The following is an 18,388-nucleotide window of genomic DNA, read 5'->3' as shown; positions in this document are numbered from 1 at the left end:
CATGCGTCTGCGTTTAAACCCGATTGCGCTTGCCTTGCTCACCGCGACAGGTGGGATGGCCCACGCTGAAATCGCCCCGGATGCCGGGCAGTCGATGCGTGAAATCCAGAGCCAGCCACTGAGCCTGCCGCCCAAACAGACCCTGGAATTGAACCTGCCAGCGGCGCCGGACACCGCGGTGAAAGTCACCGGGCCGACGTTGCAGGTCAATGGCTTTACGATTACCGGCAATACGGTGATTGCCGACGATCAATTGCTGGCGCTGCTGGTCGACCTGCAAAACCGTGTGGTCAGCCTCGGTGAATTGCAGGCCGGTGCGGCGCGTATCACTGCGTTGTATCGCCAGCAGGGCTACCCGCTGGCCCGTGCGTATTTACCGGCGCAGGAAATCGACAAGGGCGTGGTGAGCATCAGCGTGCTCGAAGGGCAGTACGGCCAGGTCAGGATCAACAACCAATCCCGCGTGCGCGATGGCGTGCTGCAGGCGCCGCTGTCGGCGCTGGACCCGGGTGAGGCCGTACGTGCAGCGCCGCTGGAGCGCAGTTTGCTGTTGCTGCAGCAGACCCCTGGCGTGGCCGTCCAATCCACCCTGCAACCCGGCGCGGTGGTGGGTGCCACGGACCTGGTGGTGGATGTCAAGGATGCCCCGCTGGTCTCCGGCCAGGTGGACCTGGACAACTACGGCAACCGATTCACCGGCGAGTATCGCCTGGGCGGGACATTGAACCTGGCCAGCCCCTTGGGCCTGGGCGATCAGGCCAGCGTACGGGTGATGGGCAGCGACGAGGACCAGCATTACTACCGCGCGGCTTATCAACTGCCGGTCGGCCCGTGGTCGACCCAAGTGGGCGTGGCCTATTCGGACATGGACTATCAACTGGCCAAGGACTTCGACGAACTGGACGCCAAGGGCAATGCGCGGATTGCCAGCGTGTTTGTCCAGCAGCCGCTGATTCGCACCCGAGCCTTCAGCCTGAATGCGCAACTGCAATACGACCACAAACACCTGCGCGACGACATCGATCTCTACGATTCAAGCAGCAAGAAACAGGCGCGAGTAGTGACTGCCAGCGTGGACGGTAACCTGCGCGATAACCTGCTGGGCGGTGGCGTCAGTGCGTTCTCCCTGGCCTGGAGCGAGGGCAGCCTGAACCTGGACGGGGCCTTCGACAAACTGTTCGACGGCTTGACCGCCAAGACCGCCGGGCGCTTCCAGAAGATCAACCCCAGCGTGGTGCGCCTGCAACGCTTGAGTGAGCGTTTTAGCCTGTATGGGCAGGTCCAGGGCCAGTGGGCGGACGGCAACCTCGACTCATCGGAGAAGATCAGCCTGGGTGGCGCCTATGGCGTGCGGGCCTATCCCCAGGGCGAGGCAGCGGGTGACCAGGGGTATGTGGCCAATCTGGAACTGCGCTATGCATTGACTGAGCAGTGGAACCTGCTGACCTTTGTCGATCACGGCTCGGTGCGTTTGATTAAAGACACGTGGTCGGACGGGGAAAACCATCGCAGCCTCTCGGCGACCGGTGTGGGTGCCAACTGGAGTGCTTCGGGCTGGCGCCTGAGTACTGTTGCGGCCTGGCGGGTCGGCAATGCGGACCCGCAAAGCGACGTGTCGCGCACGCCACGGGTGTGGGCACAGGTGAGTAAAGCCTTCTAGGCCAAAGCCTCGGCGAACACAGGATAAATCGCCCCTTGTAGGAGCCGGCTTGCCGGCGATGGCGGCCGAATTGGCTGCGCAGGACTCAGGGCCCTCATCGCCGGCAAGAGTTAGCGGTCCCAGGTGGTGGGGCAATCCTTGCAGCCTTCCATATTGGCATCCTGGAAATTGGCATAGTGCTGGCGGGTGCCGGTGAGGGTGGCCTGTTCCAGGTTGCTTTCACCGAACTTGGCTTCTTGTAGGTTGGCATCGCTCAGGTCCGCGCCTTGCAGGTCAGCCTTGCTCAACCAGGTCATTTCCAGGTCCGCCGCACGCAGGTTGGCCTTGTGCAGCTTGGCCCCCGACAACCGCGCAAATTGCAGGTAGGCGGCGCTGAGGTTGGCGTTTTCAAATTGCGCGCCCTGGGCAAACATGCCCCAGCCTTGTGCGGCCATCAGCGTCGCGCCGGTGAAGTCGGCCAGGCGCAGGTTGGCTTGTTGCAGGCTGGCGCGGGTCAGGTTGGCGCCTTGCAGTTGGGCTTTTTCCAGGTTGGCCAGGTCGAGGTTGGCGTGGCGCAGGTCGGCCTCGCGCAGGTCGGCGCCGGCCAGGTTCATTTTGCTCAAGTCCTGGTTACGCAGGTTGGCGCCCTTGAGGTTGGCACCGGGGCATTGGCTGTGGGGGGGGCGATGGTGCAGCCGTTGATGACCAGGGGTTGGTCGTCGCCGTCGTCGGCGTGGGCGATGGGTAAAGCCAGGAGTAGCACGAGGGGAAGGTAGTTCATGGCAAGACCTTGAGGGAGGGGGGCTTTGGGGGGAGGGGCCGCTGCGCGGCCCAACGGAGGACTAGCCCCCTCGCCACGGACAGCGACCCCTTGCCCTGGAGTGGATTATTTTTTGGGCGGTCTTGTTATCCCAGCTTGGGATCTTGAACACCCAGAACGACCCGCCTTGCGCCACCGGCTTGGTCAGCTCGGCCATGTCGCCGCCCCACAACGGCACCGCGCCGCCGTAGCCGACGGTCACGCCGATGTACTGCTCGCCATCCTGTTCCCAGGTGATCGGCGGGGAGACGATGCCGCTGCCGGTCTGGAACTTCCACAGCTCCTTGCCGGTTTTCGCGTCGAAGGCCTTGAAGAAGCCATCGCCCGTGCCGGTGAACACCAGGTTGCCCTTGGTCGCCAGCACGCCAGCCCACAGCGGCAGGGCTTCCTTGTGCTCCCATACCACCTTGCCGGTGGTGGGGTTCATTGCCCGCAGGGTGCCGACGTGGTCGTCATACATGCGCTTGATACGGAAGCCCATGCCCAGGTACGCCGAGCCTTTTTTGTAGTTGACCTCCTCGGTCCAGTATTCCTCTTTCCACTGGTTGCCCGGGATGTAGAACAGGCCGGTGTCCTGGCTGTAGGCCATGGGGTTCCAGTTCTTGCCTCCGAGGAACGGCGGCGAGACTTCCACCGGTTTGCCCTTGGTTTCACCTGGCAATGGCTTGGCCGGACGCTGGCCTTCGTTTTCCACGGGGCGCCCGGTCTTGAGGTCGATATGGCTGGCCCAGGTGATGTTGTCGACGAACGGGAAGGCGTTCTGCAGCTTGCCGTTGTTGCGGTCTACCACGTAGAAGAACCCGTTGCGGTCGGCGTGGCCGGTGGCCTTGACCACTTTGCCGTCCTTGTCCTTGTAGTCGAACAGCACCAGCTCGTTGTTGCCGGAGAAGTCCCAGGCATCGTTTGGCGTGTGCTGGTAGAACCATTTCACTTCGCCGGTGCTTGGGTCGACGCCGACCTGGCCTGAGGTGTAAAGGCTGTCGAAGTCGTGGGGGTTGCCGTCCTTGGAGGTGCGCGCCCAGGTGTTCCACGGGCCGGGGTTGCCGGCGCCGACGATGATCGTGTTGGTCTCGGCATCGAAACTGGCGCTCTGCCAAGGGGCGCCGCCGCCGTGGCTCCAGGCCTCGACCTTGCCGGTTTCGGTGGTCGGATCATCCGGCCACGAAGGCGCTTTCACATCGCCGGTGGTGGTGCTGTCCTTGCCATTGAGGCGGCCCATGTGGCCTTCGACAAACGGACGCATCCACACTTCTTCGCCGGTGTCCGGGTCGCGGGCAAACAGTTGGCCGACCACGCCGAATTCATCACCGGAGCTGCCGTGGATCAGCAGGACCTTGCCGGTGACCTTGTCTTTGATCAGCACCGGGGCGCCGGTCATGGTGTAGCCGGCGGCGTGGTCACCGAACTTTTTATTCCACACCACTTTGCCGGTGTTTTTGTCGAGGGCGATCAGGCGCGCATCGAGGGTGCCGAAGTAGATCTTGTCGCCGAAGATCGCTGCGCCACGGTTGACCACGTCACAGCACGGGCGAATGTTGTCGGGCAGGCGGTGGTTGTAGGTCCATAGGCGCTTGCCGGTCTTGGCGTCGAGGGCGAAGACCCGGGAGTAGGAACCGGTGACGTAGACCACGCCGTCGCTGACGATAGCCTGGGATTCCTGGCCGCGCTGCTTCTCATCGCCGAACGAGTAGGACCAGGCCGGCGTCAGCTTGAATACGTTTTTGTCGTTGACCTGGGCCAGCGGGCTCCAGCGCTGGGCATTGGTGCCCATGCCGTATTGCAGCACGTCCTTGGTGGTCAGGTGGTCGTTGGCAATGTCTTCCCAGGTGATGTTACGTGTCTGCTTGGAAGGTTCAGCCGCGGCGAAGCTCGCCGCACTCAAGGACAGGCTGCCGACCAGCAGGAAAGCCTGCACGGCAAGGCTCAGCGGCGAGAGGGCGGGTAGCGATCTTATTGTCATGGTTGCAGTTCCCAGTGGAGGTTTTGGCCTGCACAGGTTGCTGCGTCAACGGGGCGCGCGGATACGGAAAATGTCCCGGTGTGGCCGGGACAATTTCCCGAACCGCATCTGATTTAGCAGTGCCTCGCAAGCCTTACTACCAAGGGAGTAGACCCCGGCCACCAAAGCAGCATACGGCCCTTGGCGAGGCGTTCCTAAGATGGTTGCCATAGCCTCTGCAAAGGGGTTTTGCGTGCAATCCTGAGGGAAAAACAATGACAACAAAACGCAACGCCTTGCTGCTGGCTGGCCTCTTGGCCGGCGTGATCGGTACAGGCTCCGTCTGGGCCCATGGCAACGTGACACCCACGGCCGTGGAAACCAAGGGACTGACGCCGGTCAAGGATGCCGGCGTGACACTGGATGCCGATGGTTGGGCGGCGGTGAACCCGTATCGCCAGTCGCCGCAACGCGACAAGGCCGTGGAAGTCGGCGCTTCGGCCTATAACCAGAACTGCGCCGCGTGCCACGGCCTGGAAGCCAAGTCTGGTGGGATCGCGCCTGACCTGCGCATGCTTGATGAGGGCGATGCCGGGGACGAGTGGTTTGTGGAGCGGGTGCGCCATGGCGCAGTGCGCGATGGCCGGGTGTATATGCCGAAGATGGCCGATTACCTGAGCCAGGAAGCCTTGTGGGCGGTGCGCACTTATCTTGATAGCGTGCACGTCGAGGAGTAAGCCATGGGCTGGCGCGCACATTGGCTGTTGGCCTGCTGGTTGCCACTGGCCGCCTACGGGATGGACCCCGGCAAAGACCCGGTGCCGTCGGTGATGTGGAACTATTTCCACCAGCAGTTCCTGGACAACGCCCCGTTCGTCTTTGATGAGCGGGTCAAGCTGCTGGCGCCGCCATTTGCCGAGGATGCGCGCCAGGTACCGCTGGAAATCGACGCCCGCGCCTTCAAGGGCGAGGTGGTGAAAATCATCGCCTGGGCCGAACTCAATCCATTGCCGAAAATCGTCGATTTCCAGCCGGGCGAGGGTGTGTTGCCGTGGCTGGCGATCCGCATTCGTATCGAACAGGCCACGCCACTGCGCGCCGCCGTATTGACCAAGGATGGCCTGTGGCACGTCGGTTCGACCCTGATCGACGCCGCCGGCGGTGGCTGCACCGCCCCCAGCGTGGTGCGCAGCCAGCCGGGCTGGGAAGAGCATCTGGGCGAAGTGTTGGGCGGTCGTTACCCACGCAGCGATTTCAGCCGGTTGCGCCTGCAAGTGGCGCACCCCATGGACAATGGCATGGTCAGCGGCATCCCTGAGTTCTATATCAACCATGCCGAGCTGCGCGACGCCCAGGACCGAGTGTTGGCGCGCCTGGAATTGTTTGCAGCGGTCAGCGAGAACCCCGACCTGGCGTTTGACCTGCAAAGCCCAGGGCCAGTGCGCCTGGTGCTGCGCGACACCAGCGGCAGCCAATTCGAAGGGGCGATCCCATGAAGCTGCTCCTGTGGTTATTGCTGGGCCTGAGCCTGCCGGCGTTGGCGGATCTGGACTACGCCCTCAAGCCCCGGCAGATCGCCGCCGACACCTGGCTGCTGGAAGGCAGCACCGATAATTTCGCCAGGGACAACGGCGGCAATATCGTCAATACCGGGTTTATCGTCACCGAAACCGGGGTAGTGGTCATCGACACCGGCCCGTCCCGGCGCTACGGCGAGGCATTGCGCCAGGCGATTGCCACGGTCACCGACAAACCGGTGATCCAGGTCCTGTTGACCCATCACCATCCCGACCATGTGTTGGGCAATCAGGCATTCAAGGACGTGCCCATCGGCGCCCTGCAAGGCACCGCCACGCTGCTGCGCGAGCAGGGCGACGCTATGGCAGAAAACATGTACCGCATGGTCGGCGACTGGATGCGTGGCACCGAGGTACTGCTGCCGAGCCAAACCGTCACGCCCGGCGTGCAGAGCTTGGGCAGTCATCGTTTGCGCCTGTTGGCCTTGAGTGGCCACACGGGGGCCGATCTGGCGATTCTCGATGAAACAACCGGCGTGCTGTTTGCCGGCGACCTGGTGTTTTACCAGCGCGCCCTGACCACCCCCAACACCCCAGGCCTGTCGGTGTGGCGGGCGGATATCGCCACCCTGCAAGGCCTGCCTTGGAAGGTGATCGTGCCCGGCCACGGGCCTGTGGCAACCGACACCCAACCCTTCGCGCAAATGCGTGACTACCTGGGCTGGCTCGACCAGCTCATGGCCACCGGTGCCGCCAACGGCAGCGCCATGGGCGAGATGATCCGCAGCCCCATCCCCGAACGTTTTGCGGCCATCAGCCTGAGCCGCTACGAACTGATCCGCAGTGTCAGCCACCTGTATCCCCGCTATGAACGCGCTCAGATGCAACGGATAGATCAATAACAACATCCCCCCCGAAAGAGGCCTCATCATGATCTACGCACAACCTGGCACCCCCGGCGCCATCGTCACCTTCAAACAGCGCTACGGTAACTTTATCGGTGGCGAGTTTGTGGCCCCGGTCAACGGTGAGTACTTCACCAACACCTCGCCCGTCACTGGGGAAGTGATCGCTGAATTCCCGCGCTCCAGCGCCGCCGATATCGACAAGGCTCTGGATGCTGCCCATGCCGCCGCTGACGCCTGGGGCAAGACCTCGGCCCAGGATCGCTCTCTGGTGCTGTTGAAAATTGCCGACCGCATCGAGCAGCACCTGGAAGTGCTGGCGGTGACCGAGACCTGGGACAACGGCAAGGCCGTACGCGAGACCTTGAATGCCGACGTACCCTTGGCCGCGGACCACTTCCGCTACTTCGCCGGCTGCATCCGCGCCCAGGAAGGCGGCGCCGCCGAGATCAACGAGCTGACCACTGCCTATCACTTCCACGAGCCCCTGGGTGTGGTCGGGCAGATCATCCCGTGGAACTTCCCGCTGCTGATGGCCGCCTGGAAACTCGCCCCGGCCCTGGCCGCCGGCAACTGCATCGTGCTCAAGCCAGCCGAGCAGACGCCGCTGTCGATCATGGTGTTTGCCGAGCTGATCGCCGACCTGCTGCCGGCGGGCGTGCTGAACATCGTCCAGGGCTTTGGCCGTGAAGCCGGCGAGGCCCTGGCCACCAGCAAGCGCATCGCCAAGATCGCCTTTACCGGCTCCACCCCGGTGGGCGCGCACATCATGCACGCGGCGGCCGAGAACATTATTCCGTCTACCGTCGAGCTGGGTGGCAAGTCGCCGAATATCTTCTTCGAAGACATCATGCAGGCGGAACCGGCCTTTATCGAAAAAGCCGCCGAGGGCCTGGTGCTGGCGTTCTTCAACCAGGGGGAAGTGTGCACCTGCCCGTCGCGGGCGCTGGTGCAGGAGTCGATCTACGAGCCGTTCATGGCCGAGGTGATGAAGAAGATCGTCAAGATCAAACGTGGCAACCCGCTGGACACCGAGACCATGGTCGGTGCCCAGGCGTCCGAGCAGCAGTACGACAAGATCCTCTCGTACCTGACCATCGCCCAGGAGGAGGGCGCTGAACTGCTGGCCGGCGGCGCCGCCGAACACCTGGAGGGCGACCTGTCCAGCGGCTATTACATCCAGCCGACCCTGCTCAAGGGCCACAACAAAATGCGCGTATTCCAGGAAGAAATCTTCGGCCCGGTGGTGGGCGTGACCACCTTCAAGGACGAAGCCGAAGCCCTGGCGATCGCCAACGACAGCGAATTCGGCCTGGGCGCCGGGCTGTGGACTCGCGATATCAACCGTGCCTACCGCATGGGCCGGGCGATCAAGGCCGGGCGTGTTTGGACTAACTGTTATCACCTGTACCCGGCGCATGCTGCGTTTGGGGGTTACAAGAAATCCGGGGTTGGGCGTGAGAACCACAAAATGATGCTCGACCATTACCAGCAGACCAAGAACCTGCTGGTGAGCTACGACATTAATCCGTTGGGGTTCTTCTGATCTTTTGATTGAAATGCCAGCTTCCACCGTTTGATGGGTGGGCATCAGCCTGCCTGCTTGAAATGCAGTCAGGTGGGGGAGCTGGCTTGCCTGCGATGGTTCTTGGGGTTGGGTACATATCCGTTGCTTTGGTCATGGCGGCTTAGGGGGCCGCCCTTACGGCCAGCGTGTTTTAACGGGGCGCCTAAGATCAAAATCACAAGCAGAGCGAGGCGGCCTGACAGCCGGCCTGATCGTCGATTCGTGCGCGTCCCCCTTGTGGGAGCGGGCTTGCTCGCGAATGCAGTCTGTCAGTTGATAAATGCATTGACTGACACTCCGCATTCGCGAGCAAGTCGAATCGTCGCACCGCCGCTCCCACAGGGGAATGCAGCTTCGCGCTCTTCGAAAGTGACCCGCCGTCAGGGCGAAACCCTAAGCCGCCCTGACCGCAGCAACGGATATGTACACACCCAAAAGCGCGAGTTGCCTAAAGACTCCTGCCCATCGCAAGCAAGCCCCACCGTTTGCTCCACATACATCCACGACTAATGTCTGCCGCCGAGTCGTTCGAAAGTAGCATTCGCCCGCCACCCCACCCATGCATTAATGAACCCACCGGACTCTCCCGGCATAACAAGAGGATCGCCACCATGTGGACCAAACCCGCCTACACCGATCTGCGTATCGGCTTTGAAGTGACCATGTATTTCGCCAACCGCTGAAATTCCAGCGGGGATGGGGGCCACCCATTGGTCTGATTGCATTCGCCAGCGGATGCGTTAGTGTGGCCCGTATCTTCCAAAAACAATAAAAACAGGCTTACCAATGAGCCAGAGTCTCAGCCAACTGCGTAAATTCGTTTCCCCAGAAATCATCTTCGGCGCCGGCTCCCGGCACAATGTCGGCAATTACGCCAAGACCTTTGGTGCGCGCAAGGTCCTGGTGGTCAGCGACCCTGGCGTGGTCGCCGCCGGTTGGGTCGCGGATGTCGAGGCCAGCCTGCAGGCCCTGGGTATCGAGTACTGCCTGTACACCGCCGTCTCACCCAACCCGCGTGTGGAAGAAGTGATGCAGGGCGCCGAGGTGTACCGCGAGAACCATTGCGATGTGATCGTCGCCGTCGGCGGCGGTAGCCCCATGGACTGCGGCAAGGCCATCGGCATTGTGGTTGCCCATGGCCGCAGCATCCTCGAGTTCGAAGGGGTGGACACCATCCGCGTGCCCAGCCCGCCGCTGATCCTGATCCCGACCACCGCCGGCACCTCGGCCGATGTGTCGCAGTTCGTGATCATTTCCAATCAGCAGGAACGCATGAAGTTTTCCATCGTCAGCAAGGCGGTGGTGCCGGATGTGTCGTTGATCGACCCGGAAACCACCGCCAGCATGGACCCGTTCCTCTCGGCCTGTACCGGGATCGACGCGCTGGTACATGCCATCGAGGCCTTTGTGTCCACCGGGCATGGCCCGCTGACCGACCCCCATGCGCTGGAGGCCATGCGCCTGATCAATGGCAACCTGGTGCAGATGATCGCTAACCCGAGCGATATCGCCCTGCGCGAGAAAATCATGCTGGGCAGCATGCAGGCTGGCCTGGCGTTTTCCAATGCGATATTGGGCGCGGTGCATGCCATGTCCCATAGCCTGGGCGGTTTTCTCGACCTGCCCCATGGCCTGTGCAATGCGGTGCTGGTCGAGCATGTGGTGGCGTTCAACTACAACTCGGCGCCGGAGCGCTTCAAGGTGATTGCCGAGACCTTCGGCATCGACTGCCGGGGCCTCAACCACCGGCAGATCTGCGGGCGGCTGGTGGAACACCTGATTGCGCTCAAGCATGCCATTGGCTTCCATGAAACCCTCGGCCTGCACGGGGTGCGCGTGGCGGATATTCCGTTTTTGTCGCAACACGCCATGCATGACCCGTGCATCCTGACCAACCCCCGGGAGTCGAGCCAGCGTGACGTCGAGGTCGTCTATGGCGAAGCTCTCTGACGATCAACAACGGGCCCTGGCCGGGCTGCTGGGATTGGGCGATCACTCGGCGCGCAAGAGTCACTACCCCGAGCTGACGGCGCGGCTGGATGAGTTGGAGGCCGAGCGCAAGCGCTACATCCGTCTCAACGACGAACTGGAGCAACGGGTCGCGGCGCGCACCGATGAGCTGCTCGAAGCCAATCACAACCTGCAACAGCAGATCGCCCGGCGCGAGCGTATCGAACAGGACCTGCGCGACGCCCGTGACGCCGCCCAGGCCGCCAACCGCAGCAAGGACAAATACCTGGCCGCCGCCAGCCACGACCTGTTGCAACCGCTGAACGCCGCGCGTTTGTTGATTTCTACCCTGCGCGAGCGGGAGTTGCCCAGCGTGGAGAAAGTGCTGGTGGAGCGCACCCACCAAGCCCTGGAAGGGGCAGAGGATCTGCTGGCGGACTTGCTGGATATTTCCCGCCTCGACCAGGCGGCGGTCAAGCCGGATATTGCCCTGTATCGCCTCGACGAACTGCTGGCGCCGCTGGTCTCGGAGTTTCAGTCGGTGGCCGCAGCGGCGGGCCTGAATTTGCGCGTGCATATGGGGCGTTACGCGCTGCGTACCGACTTGCGCTTGCTCACGCGTATCCTGCGCAACTTCCTCAGCAATGCCTGCCGTTATACCGACGCCGGGTGCATCCTGTTGGGCGCGCGACGACGTGGTGATCGCTTGCGCCTGGAAGTGTGGGACACCGGCCGTGGGATTGCTGCCGACAGCCTGGAATCGATTTTCCTGGAGTTCAACCAACTGGACGTCGGCCGTGCGGCAGACCGCAAGGGCGTGGGGCTGGGGCTGGCGATTGTCGAGCGCATCGCGAAGATCCTCGGTTGCCAGGTGCTGGTGCGTTCGTGGCCGGGGCGTGGGTCGATGTTCAGCATCGAGGTGCCGCTGTCGGATGAAATGCCACTGCCTCTGAGCCAGGCAGCGCCCCAGGCCGGCACCGGCAACCCGCTGCCGGGGCGCCGCCTGTTGGTGCTGGATAACGAAGTCAGCATCCTGGAAAGCATGAGCGCGTTGCTGGGGCAGTGGGGCTGCGAGGTGGTGACTGCTACCGATCAGGCCGGCGCGTTGAAGGCGTTGCAGGGACGGGCACCGGAGCTGATCCTGGCCGATTACCACCTTGATCATGGCGTGGTCGGCTGCGAGGTGGTCAGGCAGTTGCGCGAGCATTTTGCGTTGAAGATCCCCGCCGTGATCATTACTGCCGACCGCACCGACCAGTGCCGCCGCTCGTTGCAGCGCCTGGAAGCGCCATTGCTCAACAAACCGGTGAAGCCGGGCAAGCTGCGGGCGGTGTTGAGCCAGCTACTAGGCGCCGCGCCCGACACGACTGCCTAAATGTGGGAGCTGGCTTGCCTGCGATGAGCATAGGTATCTACACAACTTTAGAAACTGACGCCCCCCCCCCTGTGGCGAGCGGGCTTGCTCGCGCTGGGCTGCGAAGCAGCCCTAAACCCTGCCAACGCGGTTTATCTGAAGAAACGCGGCGGGCTTTTTTGGGGCTGCTTCGCAGCCCAGCGCGGGGCAAGCCCGCTCGCCACAACTGCGCTATCTGCTTGAATTTATGCGATGCGGCAAAGTTGTGTAGATACCGATGCTGCGATGAGGGTGGCTCAAAACTGTCTGTGCCTTGATACCTGTCAAGACCCGCCGCGACGCTTTGCCTCATGCTGCAGGCCTTGATTGTCATGGCCGACGGAGATTTCCATGAGCGCCCCCGCAACACCTGCTGTTTCTTTCAAGCTGCCCATGGGCCTGGTGATCGCCGTGCTGGTGATGATCGGCGTGCTGCTCTTGCCGCTGCCCGCCGATTTGCCGGTAGCCGGCCACCGGATGCTGGCGATCCTCGCGTTTGCCGTGGTGGTGTGGATCACCGAAGCGGTGTCCTACGAAGCCAGTGCGATCATGATTACTTCGTTGATGGCGTTTCTGCTGGGCACCGCGCCGTCCTTGCAGGACCCCACGCACCTGATCGGTTCCAGCCCGGCGATCAGCATGGCGCTCACCGGGTTTGCCAACCCGGCCCTGGCCCTGGTGGCCGGGGCGTTGTTTATTGCGGCGGCCATGACCCACACCGGCCTGGACCGGCGCATCGCCCTGGTCACCCTGACCCGGGTCGGCACCAGCACCCGCGGGATCCTGGTGGGCGCGATTGCCGTGACCATCCTGCTCAGCCTGGTGGTACCCAGCGCCACGGCCCGCAGCGCTTGCGTGGTGCCGATCATGATGGGGGTGATTGCCGCGTTCGGCGTGGACAAACGCTCGAATATCGCCGCCGGGATCATGATCGTCGTGGCCCAGGGCACCAGCATCTGGAACGTCGGCATCCAGACCGCCGCCGCGCAGAACCTGCTGACCGTGGGCTTTATGGACAAGATGCTCGGCCAGCGCGTGTCGTGGATCGACTGGCTGATCGCCGGGGCGCCGTGGGCGCTGATCATGTCGGCGGTGCTGCTGTTCCTGGTGCTCAAATTGCTGCCACCGGAGAGCAACAGCATCCCTGGCGGCAAGGAAGCCGTGGCGCAATCCCTGGTGGATATCGGCCCCATGACCGGGCCGCAGAAGCGCTTGCTGACGGTCTCGGTCCTGTTGCTGCTGGCCTGGGCCACCGAAGGGCGCCTGCACAGCTTCGATACCACTTCTACTACCTACGCCGGCCTGGTGTTCCTGCTGCTGCCGGGCATCGGCGTGATGACCTGGAAGGACGTGCAATCGCGCATCCCCTGGGGCACGGTGATTGTATTCGGCGTGGGCATCAGCCTCGGCACGGCACTGCTCACCACCCAGGCCGGGCAATGGCTGGGCGCGCAGGTGGTGGGGCATACCGGCCTGGATCAACTGGGACCGCTGGGGGTGTTTGCGATCCTGGGCGCGTTCCTGATTGTGATCCACCTGGGCTTTGCCAGCGCCACCGCGCTGACCTCGGCGTTGCTGCCGATCCTGATTGCCGTGCTGCAAACCCTGCCCGGCGACTTCAGCCGGCTGGGCATGACCATGTTGCTGGGGTTTGTGGTCAGTTATGGCTTCATCCTGCCGATCAACGCCCCGCAAAACATGGTGTGCCTGGGCACCGGCACCTTCACCGCGCGGCAGTTTGCCAAGGTGGGCTTGCTGGTGACCTTGATTGGCTACCTGTTGATGCTGGTCTTCGCCGCGACCTACTGGAGCTGGCTGGGCTGGATCTGAAAATCTGAATCCGACTTGCTGTGGGAGATGGCTTGTTGGATCGCTGCACCGCCGCGATAGAGGTGTGTCAGTCGATAAATTTATTGGCTGACCTGCCGCCATCGCAGGCAAGCCAGCTCCCACAGGGGAATGCTGCTTCGCGCTCTGGCGTTACTGTTGCTGTTGCTCAGCTTTTGATCTGGCTTTTGATCTTAGGCGCCCCGTCAAACCACGATGGCCGCAGGCAGGTATTGCGCAGTGGGCACCCCGGCAGGATGCCGGGGTAGCCGCGACACGGCCATGGATGGCCGATCGCGGCGGGCCCACGGAGCAATGCCTGACTGCGGGCATGCCGAGCCTAGGCGAGGCACCGAGTGGTGGGGCATGTACGGGACAACCACATGGGTTACAAAAAAGTGCATTCACATAGGTGACACTTTGATTGAGACATAACCGTTCTTTGCATCTCTCGCATTCACATGGCCCAAGATCACCGGACCGAAGATTACATTCCATACCCCATCACCAATCATCTCCATTCCGATGGTCTGGTGACGAAGTAAATTGCCGATATAAACCCGCATGCCTCCTCGATTGATGATTCCGCTACTGTCGGCCAGGTAACTCTCAATATGGCTCGCATAGGTCATTTCCGGTAGCTTCTCCGGGTACATTCGAGTTGAAGGCGTATAGCAAGCGGCAGGCGTTTTTCTGGCCAAGCGCCTCGTGCCCACGCTCGTAATTGTAGTGCTGCAGGAAGCGATCAAAGTGGCGCTGCTGGGCTTCCCAGGCAATTGCCGACGGGTGAGGTAACGTGCTTTTCAGCGTTCGGTGCATACGCTCATGCCGCCCATTCTGATCTGGGCGACCTGGCTCGATCCGCTCAGGAATGATCCCAAGTCTCATCCACCAGATCGACAGCTGTGACAACCCCGCTCGACTGGTGCTGGCAAACGGTATGCCGTTGTCGGTACGAATGCGCTCTGGCAGGCCGTATTCGCGAAAAACCCTTTCGAAGGTTTGCTGGGTTTCCTTCAGATTGGTGCTGCTCATGCTCTGGCACGCCAGCAAAAACCGGCTGGCATGATCCATGATCGTCAGCGGATAACACCAAATCCCTGCTCCGGTCAGGTATTGGCCTTTGTAATCAGCGCTGAATAACTGGTTGGGATTTTCTGCCTTGCGTAAAGGCTTGGGATACACAGCCACCCGTCGGCGCAATGGCTTGGGGGGTAATCAAATCAGCTGCCTTGAGAATGTTGTAAATGGTCGTCTTCGAGGGCGGATCCTGATCTGGGAAACGCTGGATGAGACTATTCTGAATCTTTTTTCGGGCCGGGAATCGTCTCGCCACTTAAGCGAAATTCAACGATTGCCTGTTTCACAGCCAAGGGCACCACGTAGGTTTGGTTGTGGCGGCAGCGGCTACGCTCATCAAGCCCACTCGGGCCCTCTGCCTCGTAACGCCTGATCCACTTATACCCAGTCTTGCGGCTGACCTCATAGTCCCGGCACAGCTGGCTAAGGCTGTGCTTCTGGGACAGGTAATCGGCAATGAACAGTACTTTAAGGTCCATAGGTTTCAGCTCTTTTCCAGGGCATGGTCAGATCCTCGCGAAATCGACCCTGCCAGTTAAAAACTGTTACCTATGTGCGTGAACTGATTTGTAACCCATGTGGGTGAGTCATACCGGCAAGAGCGCTTTGGTTACTTTCGCGCTCTTCGAAAGTGACCCGCCGTAAGGGCGGAACCCTAAGCCGCCATGACCGCAGCAACGGATATGTACATCCCCCCAGTCCGCGGCGCCTGCATCGCAGGCAAGCCAGCTCCCACAAAAGCCTGCCCCCACAAAGATGACAAGATCAACCCCGCTCAGGTCTACTACGCTCTGAGTCAGGGTTTTACCGGCCTCGTGCGTCGGTCATCAAGGTCACGAATGGACAAATACACCCCGCATACCTGGCAACCCCACGAGCGTCCCAGCTTGCCGGGGTCGCCATCGACGCCCCATCACCCCACGCTCAAGCGCTGGGCGTTTGCCCTGGTTGGCGTGCTGGTGGCAATCACCGGTGGCCTGGGCAATGCCCTGGTGATCGCCAACCTGCCGTATCTGCAAGGCGCATTGGGCGCGACCACCGCCGAAATGGCCTGGTTGCCTGCGGCGTATGTGATGACCAACGTGTCGATGAACCTGCTGCTGGTGAAATTCCGCCAGCAGTTCGGCTTGCGCGCATTTACTGAAGTGTTCCTGGTGCTGTACGCGCTGGTGACCTTCGGCCACTTGTTCGTCAACGACCTCAGTTCGGCGATTGCCGTGCGTGCGGCCCACGGCATGGTCGGCGCGGCCCTCAGTTCCCTGGGCCTGTATTACATGGTCCAGGCGTTCCCCGCAAAGTGGCGGCTCAAGGCCCTGGTACTGGGCCTGGGTACTGCGCAACTGGCCCTGCCGATGGCGCGGCTGTTTTCCGAAGACTTGCTGCAGATCGCCGAGTGGCGTGGCCTGTACCTGTTTGAACTGGGCATGGCACTGACCTGCCTGGGCTGTGTATTCCTGCTCAAGTTGCCACCGGGCGACCGCTTCAAGACCTTTGAAAAACTCGACTTCCTGACCTTCGCCTTGCTCGCCTCGGGCGTGGCATTGCTGTGTGCGGTGCTGTCCCTGGGGCGTATCGACTGGTGGCTGGAAGCACCGTGGATCGGCGTCGCCTCCGCCTGTTCGCTGGTGCTGATCATGGCCGGGCTGGCCATCGAGCATAACCGCGCCAACCCGCTGCTGATGACCCGTTGGCTGGGCGGCGGGGTGATGATTCGCCTCGCTCTGGCCGTGATCCTGATCCGCATGGTGCTGTCCGAGCAGTCCACCGGCGCCGTGGGCTTTTTGCAGGCGCTGAATATGAGCAGCGAGCAGATGCGCACCTTGTATCTGGTGATGCTGCTGGGAGCGATCAGTGGCCTGGTGATCAGCGCATTGACCATCAACCCGGCACACTTGCTGATGCCCCTGGTGATTTCCCTGGCCCTGATGGCCACAGGCTCCGTGATGGACAGCTTCTCCAGCAACCTGACCCGACCAGAGAACATGTACGTTAGCCAGTTTCTGCTGGGGTTCGGCGGTACTTTCTTCCTCGGCCCGACCATGGTGCTGGGTATGCGCAATGTGTTGAGCAACCCGCGCAACCTGGTGAGTTTTTCGGTGCTGTTTGGGATATGCCAGAACCTTGGCGGGCTGCTGGGCGCGGCGTTGCTCGGCACGTTCCAGATCGTGCGCGAGAAGTTTCACTCCAGCATGATTGTCGAACACCTGACGTTGCTGGATCCACGGGTAGCGGCCCGGGTGCAGAGCGGCGGCTCGGCTTACGGCTCGGTGGTTGCCGATCCGGAGTTGCGCAACCTGCTGGGCATCCGCAGCCTGGCCACGGCGGCCACCCGTGAAGCCAATGTGATGGCCTATAACGACGTGTTCATGCTGATCGCGATCATCGCGATACTGACCATGTTGTGGATCTTTACCCGCAGCCTGTGGCTGATGAGCACCACCAAGAAAGCTGCCGCCAGTGCAGCGCCTTCCGTTCAACCTAGCGGCGCACTTTCTTCATGAGCGAACCTACGGCTACCACCACGACCACCAATGCCATTGCTTCCACCCCGGAGGGCACCACGCCGCCCGGAGCCACAATCACCGAACAGCGCTCGCTGGGCGTGCGCATCCTCTCGTCTTTGGGCTTTGCCGCGATTGCTATTGTCGGCGTATTGATTGTGTTGTACGCCTGGCAATTGCCGCCCTTCAGCAGCGCCGTGGAAACCACCGAAAACGCCCTGGTGCGCGGCCAGGTGACGATCATCGGCCCGCAACTGAGCGGTTATGTGTTTGAGGTGCCGGTGCAGGACTTCCAGTACGTCAAGGCCGGGGATCTGCTGGTGCGGCTCGATGACCGCATCTACAAGCAGCGTCTGGATCAGGCACAGGCGCAACTGGCGGTGCAGCAGGCGTCCCTGGCCAACGTGGTGCAACAGCGCAACAGCGCCGAGGCGACCATCAAGCTGCGCCAGGCCGCCCTGGCCGACAGCCAGGCCCAGGCCCGCAAGAGCACGGCCGACCTGCGACGCAATGAAGAACTGATCAGCGATGGCTCGGTGTCGCGCCGTGAACTGGACGTGACCCGCGCCGCCAACGCGCAGACCATTGCCGCCGTGGCCCAGGCCCAGGCCAGCCTGGAAATCGCCCGCCAGGACTTGCAGACGGTGATCGTCAATCGCGGCTCGTTGGAAGCTGCCGTCGCCAGCGCCGAGGCCGCCGTGCAGCTGGCGCGCATCGACCTGTCCAACACCCGCGTGCTGGCGCCACGGGACGGCCAGTTGGGGCAGATCGGCGTGCGTTTGGGGGCCTACGTCAACTCCGGTGCGCAGTTGATGGCGCTGGTGCCGAACCAGTTGTGGGTGATCGCCAATATGAAGGAAACCCAGATGGACCACGTGCAAGTGGGCCAACCGGTGACGTTCACCGTCGATGCCCTCAACCACCGCAAATTCCATGGCACGGTACAGCGTATCTCGCCGGCCACGGGCGCCGAGTTCAGCCTGTTGCAGGCCGATAACGCCACCGGCAACTTCGTCAAGATTGCGCAGCGGGTGCCGGTGCGGATCACCGTGGACCCGGATCAGGAGCAGAGCGAACGCCTGCGACCGGGGTTGTCGGTGGTGGTCAGCATCGACACGGCAGGCCGCCTGAAAAACAGCCCGCCCTGACATTCCGCACACCCCGTGTAGGAGCGAGCTTGCTCGCGAAAGTCGTCAACGATAACGCGGGTTGCCTGGGTAAACGCGTTGTCGGTGAGTTTTTCGCGAGCA

12 protein-coding genes and 2 pseudogenes are annotated in these 18,388 nt (G+C 62.2%); 11 read left to right on the top strand and 3 right to left on the bottom strand.

Going from position 1 to position 18,388, the window contains the following annotated elements; translation table 11 throughout:
• The first annotated feature begins 1 nt into the window (after position 1).
• Positions 2-1,660 carry a ShlB/FhaC/HecB family hemolysin secretion/activation protein gene (locus JTY93_RS16355; protein ID WP_205479942.1) on the top strand — a complete coding sequence of 553 codons (1,659 nt, stop codon included), beginning with the start codon at positions 2-4 and terminating at the stop codon, positions 1,658-1,660.
• A gap of 110 nt (positions 1,661-1,770) precedes the next feature.
• On the opposite strand, the pseudogene JTY93_RS16350 reads toward JTY93_RS16355, so the two are convergent.
• Both JTY93_RS16350 and exaA read right to left on the bottom strand, forming a co-directional pair.
• Positions 1,771-2,420, bottom strand: a pseudogene (locus JTY93_RS16350) (pentapeptide repeat-containing protein).
• A gap of 61 nt (positions 2,421-2,481) precedes the next feature.
• Positions 2,482-4,419 (bottom strand): quinoprotein ethanol dehydrogenase, encoded by a 1,938-nt coding sequence (exaA, locus tag JTY93_RS16345; RefSeq protein WP_205518884.1) that lies wholly within the window; start codon positions 4,417-4,419, stop codon positions 2,482-2,484.
• Positions 4,420-4,673: 254 nt separating this feature from the next.
• On the opposite strand from exaA, the gene pedF reads away from it, so the two are divergent.
• The 8 genes from pedF to JTY93_RS16305 all read left to right on the top strand — a co-directional run bounded on the left by pedF (position 4,674) and on the right by JTY93_RS16305 (position 13,560).
• On the top strand, positions 4,674-5,135 hold the full coding sequence (gene pedF / locus JTY93_RS16340; RefSeq protein ID WP_029298463.1) for a cytochrome c-550 PedF: 462 nt from the start codon (positions 4,674-4,676) through the stop codon (positions 5,133-5,135).
• A gap of 3 nt (positions 5,136-5,138) precedes the next feature.
• Complete coding sequence (locus JTY93_RS16335; protein WP_205480292.1) at positions 5,139-5,894, top strand: quinoprotein dehydrogenase-associated SoxYZ-like carrier; 756 nt, start codon at positions 5,139-5,141, stop codon at positions 5,892-5,894.
• Positions 5,891-6,817, top strand: coding sequence for a quinoprotein relay system zinc metallohydrolase 1 (locus tag JTY93_RS16330; RefSeq protein ID WP_205480300.1), 927 nt, complete (start codon positions 5,891-5,893; stop codon positions 6,815-6,817). The genes JTY93_RS16335 and JTY93_RS16330 overlap by 4 nt, the downstream gene beginning before the upstream one ends.
• A 28-nt stretch (positions 6,818-6,845) precedes the next feature.
• The gene (gene exaC / locus JTY93_RS16325; protein ID WP_205480302.1) at positions 6,846-8,366 is read left to right on the top strand and encodes an acetaldehyde dehydrogenase ExaC; all 1,521 of its coding nucleotides are present in this window, start codon (positions 6,846-6,848) and stop codon (positions 8,364-8,366) included.
• A gap of 632 nt (positions 8,367-8,998) precedes the next feature.
• Complete coding sequence (pqqA, locus tag JTY93_RS16320) at positions 8,999-9,070, top strand: pyrroloquinoline quinone precursor peptide PqqA (protein WP_003243383.1); 72 nt, start codon at positions 8,999-9,001, stop codon at positions 9,068-9,070.
• 103 nt (positions 9,071-9,173) lie between these two features.
• Positions 9,174-10,337, top strand: a complete 1,164-nt coding sequence (gene ercA, locus JTY93_RS16315) for an alcohol dehydrogenase-like regulatory protein ErcA (RefSeq protein WP_029298454.1) — start codon at positions 9,174-9,176, stop codon at positions 10,335-10,337.
• Positions 10,321-11,712, top strand: a complete 1,392-nt coding sequence (locus JTY93_RS16310; protein WP_205480304.1) for an ATP-binding response regulator — start codon at positions 10,321-10,323, stop codon at positions 11,710-11,712. Before ercA ends, JTY93_RS16310 begins: the two co-directional genes overlap by 17 nt.
• 369 nt (positions 11,713-12,081) lie before the next feature.
• The gene (locus JTY93_RS16305) at positions 12,082-13,560 is read left to right on the top strand and encodes a DASS family sodium-coupled anion symporter (protein WP_092239001.1); all 1,479 of its coding nucleotides are present in this window, start codon (positions 12,082-12,084) and stop codon (positions 13,558-13,560) included.
• A 401-nt stretch (positions 13,561-13,961) separates the two neighbouring features.
• Here JTY93_RS16305 and JTY93_RS29750 read toward each other — a convergent pair.
• Positions 13,962-15,116, bottom strand: a pseudogene (locus JTY93_RS29750) (integrase core domain-containing protein).
• Between the two features lie 360 nt (positions 15,117-15,476).
• On the opposite strand from JTY93_RS29750, the gene JTY93_RS16295 reads away from it, so the two are divergent.
• Positions 15,477-17,138: an MFS transporter gene (locus JTY93_RS16295; protein WP_205480663.1), complete on the top strand. Its 1,662-nt coding sequence runs from the start codon at positions 15,477-15,479 to the stop codon at positions 17,136-17,138.
• Positions 17,135-18,286 carry an HlyD family secretion protein gene (locus JTY93_RS16290; protein ID WP_205480652.1) on the top strand — a complete coding sequence of 384 codons (1,152 nt, stop codon included), beginning with the start codon at positions 17,135-17,137 and terminating at the stop codon, positions 18,284-18,286. The genes JTY93_RS16295 and JTY93_RS16290 overlap by 4 nt, the downstream gene beginning before the upstream one ends.
• Positions 18,287-18,388: the final 102 nt, after the last annotated feature.

The sequence above is a fragment of the Pseudomonas hygromyciniae genome (assembly GCF_016925675.1).
Lineage (GTDB): Bacteria > Pseudomonadota > Gammaproteobacteria > Pseudomonadales > Pseudomonadaceae > Aquipseudomonas > Aquipseudomonas hygromyciniae.
Note: the sequence above shows the minus strand (reverse complement) of the source record. Positions and strands in the feature narration are given on the sequence as shown.

Excerpts from the sequence above, each read along its gene's own strand:
- JTY93_RS16355 (WP_205479942.1), top strand. The coding sequence starts at position 2 with ATGCGTCTGCGTTTAAACCCGATTGCGCTTGCCTTGCTCACCGCGACA.
- exaA (WP_205518884.1), bottom strand. The coding sequence starts at position 4,419 with ATGACAATAAGATCGCTACCCGCCCTCTCGCCGCTGAGCCTTGCCGTG.
- pedF (WP_029298463.1), top strand. The coding sequence starts at position 4,674 with ATGACAACAAAACGCAACGCCTTGCTGCTGGCTGGCCTCTTGGCCGGC.
- JTY93_RS16335 (WP_205480292.1), top strand. The coding sequence starts at position 5,139 with ATGGGCTGGCGCGCACATTGGCTGTTGGCCTGCTGGTTGCCACTGGCC.
- JTY93_RS16330 (WP_205480300.1), top strand. The coding sequence starts at position 5,891 with ATGAAGCTGCTCCTGTGGTTATTGCTGGGCCTGAGCCTGCCGGCGTTG.
- exaC (WP_205480302.1), top strand. The coding sequence starts at position 6,846 with ATGATCTACGCACAACCTGGCACCCCCGGCGCCATCGTCACCTTCAAA.
- ercA (WP_029298454.1), top strand. The coding sequence starts at position 9,174 with ATGAGCCAGAGTCTCAGCCAACTGCGTAAATTCGTTTCCCCAGAAATC.
- JTY93_RS16310 (WP_205480304.1), top strand. The coding sequence starts at position 10,321 with ATGGCGAAGCTCTCTGACGATCAACAACGGGCCCTGGCCGGGCTGCTG.
- JTY93_RS16305 (WP_092239001.1), top strand. The coding sequence starts at position 12,082 with ATGAGCGCCCCCGCAACACCTGCTGTTTCTTTCAAGCTGCCCATGGGC.
- JTY93_RS16295 (WP_205480663.1), top strand. The coding sequence starts at position 15,477 with ATGGACAAATACACCCCGCATACCTGGCAACCCCACGAGCGTCCCAGC.
- JTY93_RS16290 (WP_205480652.1), top strand. The coding sequence starts at position 17,135 with ATGAGCGAACCTACGGCTACCACCACGACCACCAATGCCATTGCTTCC.